Raw genomic sequence first — 14,746 nt, 5'->3', positions numbered from 1 at the left:
TCAATACAGACAAATCATCACCAAGGAGTCACCAATTTTCATGCATACGAACTGGTAGATCCAAATGCTAAACCAGGGTTTGTAAACGAACAAGACTTGCGGACGCTTAACGTATCACAGGAAGATAATAGTTACTACGCTTCCCTTTCTGCTAAAAACGAAAAAAAGACCATCTTTTACGTTTATCGCTTGAAAGGAGCAGTAAAATCGTATGAAACGTATAGCGATCTCGTTGTTCCTTTTTTCGGGACTGGCAGCAATCATGATCAAGACCTTCATCATATAACGATTGATTTTGTGTTCCCACAAGAAATAGAACCAAGCCGCTACTATGCTTTTTTGCATGATCGCGAAGAAGGGGATATTCATAAGGAACCACTCGTTGTGCGCTTTACTACACCGACTTCCGCCATGTATTCTCTTACAGAAACAAGGCTGCTGTTTCCTTCTGCAGTCATGTCTGAACAGAGAAAAGCAGCTGCTCCAGCCACCTTGGAAAAAGTACTCGAACAAGAAGAAAGACAGGCAAAGCGAATAGCTGAGAACGAACAGAAACGGGAACAACTACAACAACTTCTGCCTTATTTAACAGCACTAGCCGGGTCTAGTTGCCTTGCGATGGCTATCTTGCGCATGTGTCACCTGAGAGGAAGCGGGAATGTAAATAAGCTTATCCACACAGATCCACTCGTTTTGTATTTCATCCATCGCCTTGGAAAAAAAGACCGGTATGGTTATTTTGCCGCTTTATATTCACTTGTTGAGAAAGGGGCTGCCAAAGTAAAACTGGATCAAGCGGCCAAGCGGTTTCAAAATGATCCCGACGCTCCCGATCATCAGCTTTTGTTCACACTAAAACGTACGCCTGACCTGCTCGCGCCGCATGAAAATCAACTCATTTTATGGCTTTTTAAAAAGCTAGGAAAGAAAAGCAGGACCTCCTTTGCCATGATGAATATAGCCGGAGCAACGAAAAAAGAAAAAGACAACCATCGCCAACTGCTCAGTTACCGAACGAAACACTCTTTGTTCAAAGAAGGAGAAAAGGAATGGTTTCATGCCGCCCTTCAATACATGAAAGAAGAACGATTGATGGGAGACAAAGTGATCCGCCTTCTTGTCCCTATACTGCTTGCAGTTATCTACTTAATCGTTCTTTATAGTTACATGCTGGATTCGCTCTCCACGGCAGCGATGCTTATTTATTCCATCATTAGCCTTGGATTATTTTTGCTGGCTTGCCGGAATCCTGCGCAAAGGTGGCGTTCTCTGCTTTCTTTGCTTGTATCGTTTCTTGCAGCTCTCATGCTATACGATCCAGCCTTGGTGAAACAAATAGCTCTTTTCATCGCCGCAAGTACTTTACTCTATCTCTTTACGCCGCGCATGACATTATCAAGTGAAGCAGCGGCTCTCTATGCGGATATCCGGATATTCCGCAAGCAAATTAGGAAACATGGAATCCCCGTTTCCCTGCCAGAAACTGAGCTTGATAAATGGGCTATCCGATCATTAATCCTGAAAGCCAGACGACATCATCCTTTGCTTAAAGAAGCAGCAGAAGTCAAAACAGCGTTATTCTCAGCTGCACCACTCACTTTTCTTTTGTTAGCAGATCACAACCCTGTTTCTTACTTAGAAGACACATGGAAATGGAGCAAAATAGCAAGTTCAGATAGTTCATCCGGAAACAGCTCTTTTGATGGAGGCGGATTTTTCAGCAGTGATGGAGGGGGCGGTGGAGACAGCGGTGGTGGTGGCGGAGCGGATTGAACAAAAAAAGAGATCCAAAAGCAGCTGCTTTTGGATCTCTTTTTTTGTAAGCAAAGTCTGTTTGCCAGCAGCCTTATTTTCGGCATAGGAAAAAATAAGAAAACACTGCTGCTAAATGACAGCCAACCATAATGATCCCCATCGGCAGCGTAGTGTGACCAGCGCCAATGCCGGCAAGCGGAGCAGCGACAGCACCAAAAATATAAGGCATCAGTCCGAGAAACGCTGATGCACTTCCTGCTGTTTTCTCCTTATTATTCATGGCCAACGAGAAACATGTGGTCGATACTACCCCTACACTTGATACCGCAAAGATCAACGGAATAAGAACAGCGATGAGATGAGCTTCTATCGCAAGCATAGCAAGCATCAAAACGCTTCCCGATAACGCCATCAAAAGCCCTGCCTTCAATAAAGCCGATTCGCTGACCCTCCCGGCAAGCCGGCCGGTAACCTGAGTAGCGATGACGATTCCCAGGCCATTAATGGCGAAGCATAGACTAAAGGCTTGCGGTGATAATCCAAAAAAATCCTGCAACACAAATGGTGACCCCGCTATGTAAGCAAACATGGCTGCCATCACAAACCCTTGTACGAGGCAATAGCCCATAAACACTTTATCAATCATTAATACTTTAAACGTAAGAAGTGTCTGTTTTAACCCTCCTGCGGATTTGCGCTCAACGGAGAGCGTTTCAGGCATGCCGCTAAAAACAGCAAAAAAAGTCACTGCTCCCACTATAGCAAGCACTCCAAACACACCCGGCCAGGATACAAAAGAAAGGAGCTGTCCTCCGATAACTGGAGCAGCAATCGGGGCTACACCGTTAACAAGCATAGTTAAGGCAAAAAACTTCGTTAGTTCCGAACCTGAATAAAGATCCCGAATCACCGCGCGCGAAATAACAATTCCTGCTGCTGCGGCAGCTCCTTGAATAAACCTCATTACGATAAGGCCCCAAATAGAGGGCATGATTATACATAGAATAGAAGCAGCAGTAAAGATAATAAGGCCGGCCATCAAGGGTTTTCGTCTTCCATTTGTATCACTCAAAGGACCAGCAATTACTTGACCAAAAGCTAGACCAATTAAAAAAGCAGTTAAGCTAAGCTGGGCAACAGACGCCGATGCATGTAAGTCCTTCGCTAGAGTTGGCAAGGCTGGCAAATACATATCTACCGATAAAGGCCCGAATGCAGACAGCAAACCAAGCAAAAGAACCATCCATAATCGATTAGGCTGCCTTATCGCTTCCTGATCTGGCAATTGTTGTAGCGCAGATTGTTTCACCCTTTCTCCTCCTTATTTCTATGACAGCAAATGTGCCACTTATTTTTTTCCATCATACACCATCTCATTTTTATACTCTAGCGTTCTTCCATAGTTTTAAAATAAATGGGCCGATCTGACCCACAACCAGAAAGCCTCTTTTACAATGTCGCGTTCTTATGCTCGGATAGCACAATATTTGTGGATGGTGTCCCGTACGGCATCGATTGATCAATAAATCTTTCGAGGGTTTCTACCGATTGTGTCGCAACTTTTGCGATATAGCTGATTTCACCTGCCACTCGGTAGCATTCAAGCACATCCGGATGGCTGTAACAAAATTCCGCTAATTTTTTGCAGTCATTTGATTTAAATAACACGAGCGCCACAATTGAACGATCGAGTGTTTTTAAATCAAACAAGGCTTGATAACCTGTGATAACTTGCTGCTCCTCGAGCTTTTTAATTCGCTCAGCTACTGCGGGTGCCGATAAGTGTACATGTGCAGCGATTTCTTTTGTCGTCACTTTGGCATTTTGTTCTAGCTGTTTTAAAATTTCATAATCAATATGATCCATAGTCTCTCCTTATTAAATGAAGTATTTGTATGAATTATCCATAAAAACAAAAGCAATTTCAAAGAAATACATTTGTCATAATATTCAGCAGGCGATCAAAATCCATTAAACTGAAGTGAGAAAGTGAGGCGATAGTCAATGAAGAAAGTATTATTGTTATTAGCAAATGGCTTTGAAGCATACGAGGCCAGTGTGTTTACAGACGTACTTGGATGGAATCAATTAGAAGGTGACGGCTCTACAATGGTTATTTCAGCAGGACTTCACCCAGAGCTACAGGCGACATGGAACTTTAGAGTCACCCCGGAAAAACGATTAGCAGACATTGATTTACATGAATTTGATGCATTAGCGATTCCTGGCGGGTTTGAAGAGGCGAATTTTTACGAGGATGCATTTAGCGAAACGTTTCAAGAGGTCATTCAACATTTTAATACACATAAAAAGCCGATTGCTTCTATTTGTGTAGCTTCTTTAGCGCTTGCGCATAGCGGCATACTACGACATCGCAAAGCTACGACCTATAATCATCCCTCCAGTAAACGTTTAGCACAATTAGCCACGTATGAAGTGCAAATCTCAACTAATCGCATTGTGGTAGATGAAAATGTGATTACTTCATCAAATCCCGGTACAGCCATGGAAGTTGCCTTTATACTTCTAGAAATGCTGACTTCTAAAGCCAATGCTGAGAAAGTTAAAGAATTAATGGGTTATTAACGAAATGACTATTAGCTGAAATGTTTGCCAACTTTTTATCACGCCTGCTGCTACTCAGATGGCACGAAAAGAAACCGTTCTGTATTCAAAATGGTTTCTTTTCGCTTATCATACAATATAACTGATAGGCTAGTATAGACAACGTCTCTACCTAGCTATGATTCATTCTTTCTGCCTAATTTCGGAATAGTGTATAATGAGAGCGAATATACCGGGAAACAGGAGTGGCAAAATGAAGACGATTGCAGATATTGCCAAACTTGCTGGCGTAGCAAAAAGCACCGTATCCAGATATTTAAACGGCGGGTCAGTGAGCGAGAAAACAAAACAAAGAATCGAAACAATCATCAAAGAAACCGGATACACACCAAATACCTTTGCGCAAAGCTTGAAAGCAAAGAAAACAAACATGATCGGTACAATCGTCCCCCATCTCGATTCGTACGAAACATCCCAAATCCTGACTGGCATCGATAATGAATTACGAAAATGGAATTGCCACATGCTCGTTTCTAATACCAACCAAAACATAGAGCGTGAAATTGAAAGCATCTATATGCTGGCAAAACAAAAAGTCGCTGGTATTATTTTATTGGCAACACAAATCACCGATGCGCACTTACAGGCATTTAGTGAAATTAATGTTCCCATACTATTAGTTGGCCAGCAGCATGAGGAAGTATACAGCCTTATCCACAACGATGAAGAAGCTGGTTATGCTATTGGAAAATATATTATTGAACAAGGGCATCGGCGTCTCGCCTTTTTAGGCGTCAGCGAGGATAACACCGCCATTGGCGTGAATAGAAAAGAAGGCTTTAAGCGGGCAGTTAGAGAAGCGAACGGGTGCGAGGTCCACTTTTTTGAAACCGGCTTTACTATGGAAGAAGCAGCAAAAGGAGCGCTGGCAGTTTTTGAAAGCTACTTCCCTTCCGCTCTGATTTGTGCGACGGACGATATTGCTATCGGTGCAGTGAAAGCGGCCTATAAGAAAGGCATGCACGTGCCCGCCAACATATCTGTCACCGGGTTTGGCGGGTATAGCATTACAGAGATGATGAACCCTGCTTTAACAACAGTTAAACTTCACTTTGTCGAAGCCGGAGAAACAGCGGCCCGAAACATTATTAAATTAGCTAACGGAGAAGAAATTCCCAAGCTCACGTATTCAGGTTTTGAGATTATCCCAAGAGAAAGCGTCGACAAACGATTTGTCCCTGGCTGATCACTGCATTCATGTATGTTTAATAAACATGCGCTAAAAGAGAAAACAACTATTCTATTGAAAAAGAATAGATGCCTTTTTAAAGCCGGCCAGGGCTTATTTTTACCTCCTCTTCCGGAACCGGTTCCTCATTTTTGGAACAAAAATCGATTTTTTCACTATTTTTAGGGAACCGGTTCCAAATACAGTTAAAATAAGGCTTTTAAAAACAACGGATCGCTGTAGCTTTTCTCTTCCTTCCTGTTTATGAAGGTGGGCTGTTTAACCAGGTGGGTGAGTACCATTTTTTATATAACGCAATTCGACAAGGTAGTTTTGGGCATTTTTATTCTAAAATATTAATCATGCATTAACATATTAATCTTTATGCATCTTCTTATGTATTTATATACAAGCAGAATGCATAAATTCACTCATATCAATCTGTCTATTATTCTTGATTTTGTGTTTTTTCTTCTCTCCCTTGCTAAAAAATGCTGGGAAATAATCCTTTTTTCCTTCAACTTCTCAGCAAGTTTTCGTTGCTTTCTTTTCTTATTTGCTGCAAAATTTTTTTGCTATTTTCATATTTCGACTTTTTATTTTTTACATTTTTCGTCATTTGTAGAGAGAGCCGCTACCTCAATTCCACCTAAAAAGCCGTTGGCAGTCATGTATATAATGACTGCCAACGGCTTTTCTTTCTATTATGATTCTTTTCTTTTAAAAGGCCACCAGACTCCCCGATCAAAGGAAACCGTAATAGCCGGGATAAGCAGTGGCAAAATAATTAAACCATAGAGCAGCAGCCCGGTGATCACGATCGTAGCAATTTGCACAAGACTGAGCACTCCTGATGGCATCATTGCCCCAAACGTACCGGCAAGAATAACAGCCGCTGTAATGATAACTGTACCCATTTTAGCCATTGACTTGACCATTGCCTGCGGGATAGTCACGCCATCTGCTGCTTCTTCACGGAAGCGGTCAAGCAGGAAGATGGAATAATCAACACCAAGTGCTACAAGCATGACAAAGCCGAAGAATGGCACAGCCCAGCTAATACCATCATAGCCAAGCCAATTAACGAAAATTAGCTCTGATACGGCTACAGACGTAAAATAAGTAAGCAATAGTGAGCCTATCATATACAGTGGCATGATAAGAGACCGAAACAGGGCGGTTAAAACAACAAATAAGCTAATAAGCATAATGGTTACGGTGCGGGTAAAATCTTCAGAAGCAATCTCTTTTAAATCACTGTTCATGCTTGATACTCCGCTATACGCAGTCTCCACCTTTTCAAAAGGTGTGCCTGTCACCGCGCGCTGTACGGCTGCCTTCACTTTTTCAACCGTTTTAATCGCTTCAGTTGAATACGGATCGTCGGAAAGAATTGCCTCAAGCATCACACCTGTTTGCTGATCGATTGTATACCGGTCCAGCACTTGCTCAAAGTCTTTATTTTCAAGTGTCCCCTCCGGGATAAACATTCCCGTATCCCGCAGCCCTTTCGATTCGCTCATATTAGTCATCATTGAGGAAACGGTATTCAGGCCCTTTTTTACTTCTGATAAACCATTGTTAGCAGATCCAACACCTTCCGAAAGCTTTGTTAACCCGCCTTTTAACTGGCTGATTTGACCTGCGGAGTTTTCTAGCTGGCCGGCAGCATTCCCAATCCCCTGCTGTACTTGGCCAAGCTGCTGTTGGAGCATGCCCAACTGTTGAACGGTTTGCGGAATATTTTGTGATTGCTGAAGCCCTTTCGAAACGAGGCCAATTTGTTCATTAATTTTTCCAAGCCCTTTGGCGGCTTCACCAAGACCTCCCGCTCCCGCAGATGCTTGATCTCCAGCCGGCAGCTGCTTCGTCACTTCATTAAGTCCATTTTGTACTTTTGTTAATCCGCCCTGGACTTCACCAAGCCCCTCTTGTGCTTTCGTTACACCTTCAGCTAGCTGACCAAGCTGCTGATCAACGTATAAATCTTTAATAACCTTGCCGGTCGGGCGAGTGATGGTACGCACTTCTTTAACGCCCTTCACTTTTTCTATCTCCCTGCTAATGGATTCTATATAAGGAACCGTTTCTTCTGTTACTATATCTTTCTTGTGCTTCAGAATCACTTGTACGGGCAAGGAATCTCCTTTTCCAAAGCCTTTTTCAATCGCATTCAGCCCTTTAACAGATTCATAGTCACTGCCAATTTCCTCCACGGTGTTATAAGACTGGTCATTATCGTACGTAAACAGTAGCGGAACGGCTATCACAGCTACGACAAGCATAGATAAAAGCGGCCGTTTAACAGATAACGAACTGAATAAGATCCAAATCTTGCTATCGTGATGAGCAGCTGATTTCTTTGAAGGCCAGAACAATTTATCCTTCAGCACCGCCATAAAGAACGGCATGATTGTAAATAACACAAACAGCAACACGATGATGCCAACAGCGACGCCAACAGCTGATTTAAAGATAGGAAATTGTGCAAAACCGATGGCAGAAAACCCGATAAATACAGCTAATCCGCTGATTAACAATGTTCTTCCCGCTGTTTTATATGTGTTTACTATCGCTTCCTCGACTGTATGTCCGGCAAATAGCTCTTCTTTATACCGGCTCAGCAATAAAATACAGTAATCTGTTCCGATACCGAAAAGAACAGCCACTAAGAAAATTTGGGTATAGTTTGATACCGGGAAGCCAAACCAGTCAATAAAAAAGGCGACGAATGATTGGCTGAGCAAGTACGTAATGCCGACAGCAAGCAGTGGGATAAATGGCGTAACAAATGAGCGGAATACCGCCAGCAGCAAACCAAAAATCAGAACAACTGTAATGACTTCTGTTCGCTTCAAACCTTCCTGAGCACTCACGTTCACATCATGATTAATGATCGCCTCTCCCGTCAAATAAACCGTTCGATCTTTTGGTACCACTTTTGAACGTATGTTTTCCGCAAGGTCATTCACTTCTTCATCTGTGCCATCTACTGTGATTGGAACGAGCACTGTTTTTTTGTCCTCAGACACTAGCTGCTCTTCCAAATCTTTATTCTCGAAAGGATTAAGTACCTCCTTTACAGGAGTACCCAGCTTGTTTAGATCATCTACTGTTTGGGCTATCTCCTTCCTAGATGCTTCATTAAGCTTTTCCTTTAACGGGAAAACAAGCGATATTGTTTCTTCCCCCGCTCCTGCTTTCTCTAATATCTCGGTCGCCCGCTGAGAAGCAGCATCATCTGGCAACTGAAATGTGCCTGCTTTCTCCGCCTGTTTTGTTAGGTTAGGTGCCAGGACAAAGAGAACGGCTGTCAATACAATGATCCCCACCGTAATAGGCCATTTCCATTTAATCACTTTTCTCATTCACTACACTCCCTTCACTTTCAACACTTCCTTCAGCTTGCGGAACGTTTTAACAAACTGTTCAACCTCCTGTTCTTCCACCTCATCAGACAGCAGCTGTTCAATGTACTCATATAACACTTGATCCGACTGCTGCACAATGGCTTTTCCTTTCTCCGTCAGCTCCACAAGCTTTGTTCGCTGATCCCCTTCTGCTTTCCCTGTTCGAATCAATCCATTTTCATCTAGTTGCTTTAGACGGTGGGAAATGGCACTCTTGTGAACTCCCTGCATGGCTGCCAACTGTCCTACAGCAATGAGACCATGCTTGTTGATAATTTTCAGCGACTGCATCTGCTCCGGTGAGTACTCACGCCATAACGGATTATCCACTGATTTAATTACCCTTTCTGTCCCATAAATGATCACTTCCTCGAACAATTCCACCGCTTCTCTTAATTGTTTTTTCACATTAGTTGCCCCCCTAAACATTATATAAGTTTAGGGACTCAACTAATGAATGTCAATGTAAAAGCCTGAAGATAAGCATTAACAGCCGGTTAAATACAAACGGTTCCTCTATACATAAAAAAGAGAACTTTAAAAAGTTCTCTTTAAAATGCGGACAAATCCTAACATACTCGTTCTGAAGCCGCTTATTTTTAAATGTATGAAGCCTGTCAATGCCGCCTGTATCATAAAGCAAAAATAGTGTTAGCTTGGATGATTCTCCTGCTTTTTGGAATAATGTTTTATCTGTCTTCTTCTGCTCTTATTATTTTGGCCGTTCCAAAGAAAAAATTTCACCTACTTTAGCATAATCAGCCCCTGCTAGCCGGCTAACAGCTTTTAACTCACTATAATTGATTTTTCCTTTGTTATAAATCTGCTCCTCAAAGTGAAAGAGAACAACCCTTCCAATTAACAGATCAGTTGAAGGAGCATCTTCCCCTCCCAATTCAAAGGCCTGTTCCAGCACACATTCCATTCGAACACCCGCTTCTTTCACACCCTGTACAGAAACTTTCGTGCTCTCGATTGGTATTAAACCGGCCAAATCAATTTCACTTTCATCAGCCGGAAGCATAGCTGCCGTCTCATTAATTTTTCCTACATTCCTTTCATCCACGATATGGACAACAAACTCCTTTAACTGTATCGCATTGCGGGCTGTGTCTTTTTGCTTCTCTCCGGCTCTCTGGATCGCCAGAGATATCAACGGCGGATTGGCAGAAACAATATTAAAATAACTGAAGGGCGCACCGTTTAATGTTCCATCCTCTGCTATTGTCGTCACAAAAGCAATGGGCCTTGGGACAATGCTACCAATCAAAAGCTTATAATTATCCTTTATGCTGTTAGCTGCTGGATCAACTGAGATCAACGTAATCACTTCCTATAAAATTTTATTTAGTCTATCATTTTCGTAGCGCTAAAATAATATGTAAATTGCTGTTGACTCTCTCGTTACGTCATACTTTATATTACAAATATAAGGGAGGCAACAATCATGGTAATGAAAATTAAAGAAGTCGCTGATATGGCAGGAATTAGTGTGCGCACACTGCATCATTATGATCAAATTGGACTGTTGCGTCCAACCCATACAACAAAAGCGGGCTATCGCTTGTATACAAATGAAGACCTTGAGATGCTCCAGCAAATCTTATTTTTCAAAGAACTCGGCTTCCCTTTAAAAAAGATAAAAGAAATCATTGACAGTCCTTCATTTGACCGCAGGGAAGCGTTGGAGCTGCATCAGAAAATGCTAATTGAAAAACGCCGCCGGCTTAATCAGATGATTGCGACTGTCGAAAAAACCATTCAACATATGAAAGGAGACATTCAGATGTCAAACAAAGAAAAATTTGAGGGCTTTGATTTTAGTCAAAACCCTTACGAACAAGAGGCCCGAGAACGTTGGGGCAACAAAGCAGTAGACGAATCAAACGCTAAGCTAGCCAGCATGTCTAAAGAAGAACAAGACGACTTATCTAAAGGGATGAATGCCATCTATACAAAGCTTGCGGCTCTCCGCAATGATCCGCCTGAGTCCAAAGAAGTACAGACAGCTATTAAGGAATGGTACTTGTTTTTGAATAAGATAGGCAGCTATTCTCTTGATGCATTTAAAGGGTTGGGCCAGATGTATGTTGCTGATGAGCGATTCACGAAAAACATTGATCAGTTTGGGCCGGGGCTTGCGAAATTTATGTGTGAAGCAATGGCCATTTATGCTGACAACAATAAAAATTAGCCTTTGCAGATAAGACTATGTGGGATCAGGTGCACCTTCGCCTGATCCCTTTTATTTGCCGAACAACCTGCTAAAAAACCCTTTTTGCTCTTTAGAGGATGATTCTGGTTCTGATTCCGGCTCTGCTGTTGCTGCCGTTTCTTTTTGTGCCATATTATTTGTTAATATCCCCTTTTGTGCCGCTTCCTTTAGCCAACTTGGAAATTCATTTAACAAAGCATCATAGAGCTCATTGTCAGAAATTTTCTCAATCTCTTCGATGTGAAGGAAATTAGCATTATCCGTCTCTCGTCCTTCTAGTGTGTCTAGCTTTTTTAAGAAGTCGAAATTGCCATTGCCAATCCCAACAAACTGCCAGAACAATGGCTTGTCCGCTGATCCTTCGATAAGGGACTTAATATTTTTCCGGCAGCCGCCATCATTGATGAAAACGATAAAGGCCGGATCTTTTGCAGGTTCTTCCTGCAAATACTTCGTCAAAACATCTTTCATAACAGGCAATTCCTCATTCCTGCCAAATTTATGCACGCTATCATCTTGCAAAATTTCTCTATCCACATACCCTTCAAAATCTTTCTCTGTCACCGGCTCAAGGCGTGAGAATTCATTATCATATACCCAAACATCCAGCTTTCCATCATCGTCAAATTCCGCAGCCACAGCTAAAATCCGTTCCACTACCTTTTGAACTGTACCTTTTTTGTAGAGTGTTCTCATCGAACCTGTAATATCCAGCACTAAACCGACACGTGCTGTCACCGCTGTTAATTGTTTTTTCTCCAGAACTACTTTTAAGCTCTTTTTCTGCAGATCAATAGCACCCATTTTATTCCTCCTTCTCACTTTTATTTATTAATTGATATTCCTATCAAAATTGTACAGAATGTTCCATCACATTTAAACTGCTAGCTTCTTTTCAATTGAAAAAACTAACATTTGCTATCTCGCTGAAAAATTGTTTAAATAGTAATGTATGCTTAAAAATAAAACAAAAGGCTCTTTTCTTTTGTTTTATGACTCGAAATCATTTTAAATAGAAGGCGGTAAGAACATTGATTACCACAAAACCATATAGAGTTTTATTATATTACCATTATGTTTCTATAGATAATCCGGAAGAGTATGCAGCAGAGCACTTGGAATTTTGCAAAGAACTCGGGTTGAAAGGGCGCATCCTAGTCTCTCATGAAGGGATCAATGGAACCGTATCAGGAACCGTTGAACAAGCAGAGGCATACATGAGCGAAATGAAGAAGGATCCTCGTTTTGCTGACATGGTATATAAGATTGATGAAGCAGACGAGCATGCATTTAAAAAGATGAAAGTTCGTCCGAAAAAAGAACTTGTGACCCTGCGCCTGGAAGAAGACATTAATCCTTTAGAGCTGACGGGTAAATACTTGGAGCCTAAAGAATTCTTTGAACAAATGCAGCAGGAAGACACCGTCGTTCTCGATGCCCGCAACGATTATGAATATGACCTTGGACATTTTAGAGGAGCCATCAAGCCTGACATCCGGAATTTCCGTGAGCTTCCAGACTGGGTTCGTCAAAATAAAGAAAAATTAGAAGGCAAGAAAATTTTAACGTATTGCACAGGCGGTGTCCGCTGTGAAAAGTTCTCTGGCTGGCTATTAAAAGAAGGCTTCGAAGACGTCGGACAACTGCACGGCGGAATTGTCACCTACGGAAAAGATCCTGAGGTGCAAGGGGAATTATGGGACGGCCAATGTTACGTATTTGATGAGCGCATCAGCGTTCCTGTTAACCAAAAAGAACATATAATTGTCGGCCGTGACTATTTTTCTGGTGAGCCTTGCGAGCGCTATGTGAACTGTGCTAATCCGGAGTGTAATGAAAAGATTCTAGCTTCAGAAGAAAATGAGCATAAGTATTTACGCAGCTGCTCTCATGAATGCCGTGTCCATCCACGCAACAGATATGTAGCTGAACATGGAATTTCTGAAGAAGAGTGGCAAGAAAGAGTCAAACAGCTAGAAGAACAGCAATAAACACTAAAAAGCGTCCCTGCTAAAAAGCAGCGGCGCTTTTTTATTGGAGATTTCATTCTTCATTGCAGTTGTGCTTGATCACTTCATTGTTTTAAGTCTTAATTAATTGGCACGTGCTTTTTAAAAAGAAAAACTTCTTTCTGCGATCAAAATGGCAAAACCGCTGATCATGGCAACTAAAGCAGCCATGATCTACAAATAATGACGGCTTTAATTTATTCTTCACATTAGTATAAGGAAACTGGAATTTCTTTGACCCCCCGAACAATCATCCCCGGCCTCCACTCCAGTTTATCTGGGTGAACGCTGAGCTTCATCTCAGGAAAGCGCTGAAGCAGGCTGTTAATGGCAATCTCACCTTCTAGACGAGCAAGCGGTGCACCAAGGCAAAGATGAATGCCTTTTCCAAATGCCAGATGCGGACTCTTTTCTCTTGTAATATCAAGAATTTCCGGGTCCTTAAATTGAGCAGGATCATGATTAGCAGAATTGAGGGCGATAATCACCACTTCACCTTTTCTCATTAATTTTCCTTTGAACTCAAAATCCTCCCCTGCCCAGCGGGAAGTACTAAATTCAACTGGTCCATTAAAGCGAAGCAATTCCTCGATCGCCGTTTGAATTAAATCGGGATTGTTTTTTAGCTTTTTTAGCTGGTCGGGATGCTCCAACAGGGCAAGAACCCCATTTCCAATTAAATTGACAGTCGTTTCATGGCCAGCAATAATGAGCAACGAGACAACTCCATATAGCTCTTTTTCCGTCAGTTGATCGCCTTCATTCTCCGCGTGAATGAGTTGGCTAATCAAATCATCGCCCGGATGCTCTCGAGTCTTGGCAAACCACTCACCAAGGTAGGTAACAAACTCTGTCATATGCTGATACATGTTCTCTGCGTGTTCTCCATTTGACCCTTCAATTAACGAGTTAGACCAAACACGAAACTTATCGCGGTCTGCTGAAGGGACGCCAAGCATTTCGCAAATAACGATAATCGGCAGCGGAAAAGCAAAGTCATCAATTAAATTCATTGTTCCCTGGTCGGACACCTGATCTAAGAGCTCATCTGTAATTTCTTGAATTCGTTCCCTCATGCCTGCAATCATTTTCGGCGTAAAGGCTTTTTGAACTAAACCGCGCAACCGTTTGTGGTCAGGCGGATCAGAAAATAACATATTTTCAGTAAACACACTGCCATGATCCATATTGCCGCCGAATAGTTTTGCAAAATCCTTAATAAATCGTTTATCTTTTAAAGCCTCAACTGCTGCTTCATATGTTGTAATCATCCATCCGTGCTGCCCATCAGGCAAAGCGATGCGGTAGACAGGATCTTCTTCTCTTAATCTTGCATAAGCAGGGTATGGGTTCTTGGTAAATTCTTTTGTAAATGGGACTAAGTTGTCATTGCCTTGAGAGTTATTCATTTGTGATAAAACCTCCGCAATAGTAGTTTTTACAAAAAATTACTGATTTACTAAACCATATCATAGGATGAAGAAGGGCTCAAAATTTAAGAACTAAAAAAACTTTGCCCTCATAGACAAAGTTTTTTAAACACAGTTATTCTCATTGGAATTGG

At 41.9% G+C, this 14,746-nt stretch carries 12 protein-coding genes; 5 read left to right on the top strand and 7 right to left on the bottom strand.

The window, feature by feature from the left end; all coding sequences use genetic code 11:
• Nucleotides 1-3: 3 nt before the first annotated feature.
• Nucleotides 4-1,773, top strand: coding sequence for a DUF2207 domain-containing protein (locus tag CJ483_RS15005; protein WP_120035974.1), 1,770 nt, complete (start codon nt 4-6; stop codon nt 1,771-1,773).
• A gap of 73 nt (nt 1,774-1,846) precedes the next feature.
• Here the strand turns inward: CJ483_RS15005 and CJ483_RS15000 are convergent, their stop codons facing one another.
• Together CJ483_RS15000 and CJ483_RS14995 are read right to left on the bottom strand one after the other, a co-directional pair.
• Nucleotides 1,847-2,998, bottom strand: a complete 1,152-nt coding sequence (locus CJ483_RS15000; protein WP_120038066.1) for a multidrug effflux MFS transporter — start codon at nt 2,996-2,998, stop codon at nt 1,847-1,849.
• 206 nt (nt 2,999-3,204) lie between these two features.
• Entirely contained in the window at nt 3,205-3,621 is a 417-nt protein-coding gene (locus tag CJ483_RS14995) for an Lrp/AsnC family transcriptional regulator (RefSeq protein WP_120035973.1), read from the bottom strand.
• A 138-nt stretch (nt 3,622-3,759) separates the two neighbouring features.
• Between CJ483_RS14995 and CJ483_RS14990 the strand changes: the two genes are divergently transcribed.
• Together CJ483_RS14990 and CJ483_RS14985 are read left to right on the top strand one after the other, a co-directional pair.
• Nucleotides 3,760-4,341 (top strand): DJ-1/PfpI family protein, encoded by a 582-nt coding sequence (locus CJ483_RS14990; protein ID WP_120035972.1) that lies wholly within the window; start codon nt 3,760-3,762, stop codon nt 4,339-4,341.
• Nucleotides 4,342-4,573: 232 nt separating this feature from the next.
• Nucleotides 4,574-5,566 carry a LacI family DNA-binding transcriptional regulator gene (locus tag CJ483_RS14985; protein ID WP_120035971.1) on the top strand — a complete coding sequence of 331 codons (993 nt, stop codon included), beginning with the start codon at nt 4,574-4,576 and terminating at the stop codon, nt 5,564-5,566.
• Nucleotides 5,567-6,252: 686 nt separating this feature from the next.
• On the opposite strand, the gene CJ483_RS14980 is transcribed toward CJ483_RS14985, so the two are convergent.
• The 3 genes from CJ483_RS14980 to CJ483_RS14965 all read right to left on the bottom strand — a co-directional run bounded on the left by CJ483_RS14980 (nt 6,253) and on the right by CJ483_RS14965 (nt 10,279).
• Nucleotides 6,253-8,916: an MMPL family transporter gene (locus CJ483_RS14980; protein ID WP_120035970.1), complete on the bottom strand. Its 2,664-nt coding sequence runs from the start codon at nt 8,914-8,916 to the stop codon at nt 6,253-6,255.
• Between the two features lie 3 nt (nt 8,917-8,919).
• Nucleotides 8,920-9,366 carry a MarR family transcriptional regulator gene (locus CJ483_RS14975; RefSeq protein ID WP_120035969.1) on the bottom strand — a complete coding sequence of 149 codons (447 nt, stop codon included), beginning with the start codon at nt 9,364-9,366 and terminating at the stop codon, nt 8,920-8,922.
• 304 nt (nt 9,367-9,670) lie between these two features.
• Nucleotides 9,671-10,279: a flavin reductase family protein gene (locus CJ483_RS14965; protein ID WP_120035967.1), complete on the bottom strand. Its 609-nt coding sequence runs from the start codon at nt 10,277-10,279 to the stop codon at nt 9,671-9,673.
• A gap of 126 nt (nt 10,280-10,405) precedes the next feature.
• Between CJ483_RS14965 and CJ483_RS14960 the strand changes: the two genes are divergently transcribed.
• Nucleotides 10,406-11,152, top strand: coding sequence for a MerR family transcriptional regulator (locus CJ483_RS14960; RefSeq protein ID WP_120035966.1), 747 nt, complete (start codon nt 10,406-10,408; stop codon nt 11,150-11,152).
• Nucleotides 11,153-11,203: 51 nt separating this feature from the next.
• Here CJ483_RS14960 and CJ483_RS14955 read toward each other — a convergent pair whose 3' ends face one another.
• Nucleotides 11,204-11,977 carry a vWA domain-containing protein gene (locus tag CJ483_RS14955; RefSeq protein WP_120035965.1) on the bottom strand — a complete coding sequence of 258 codons (774 nt, stop codon included), beginning with the start codon at nt 11,975-11,977 and terminating at the stop codon, nt 11,204-11,206.
• Between the two features lie 227 nt (nt 11,978-12,204).
• Between CJ483_RS14955 and trhO the strand changes: the two genes are divergently transcribed.
• Nucleotides 12,205-13,164, top strand: coding sequence for an oxygen-dependent tRNA uridine(34) hydroxylase TrhO (trhO, locus tag CJ483_RS14950; RefSeq protein ID WP_120035964.1), 960 nt, complete (start codon nt 12,205-12,207; stop codon nt 13,162-13,164).
• 227 nt (nt 13,165-13,391) lie between these two features.
• On the opposite strand, the gene CJ483_RS14945 is transcribed toward trhO, so the two are convergent.
• Entirely contained in the window at nt 13,392-14,591 is a 1,200-nt protein-coding gene (locus CJ483_RS14945) for a cytochrome P450 family protein (protein WP_120035963.1), read from the bottom strand.
• Nucleotides 14,592-14,746: the final 155 nt, after the last annotated feature.

Source organism: Bacillus sp. PK3_68, from assembly GCF_003600835.1.
Lineage (GTDB): Bacteria > Bacillota > Bacilli > Bacillales > Domibacillaceae > Pseudobacillus.
The sequence above is the reverse complement of the archived record's forward strand: the minus strand, read 5'-3'. Positions and strand labels throughout refer to the sequence as shown.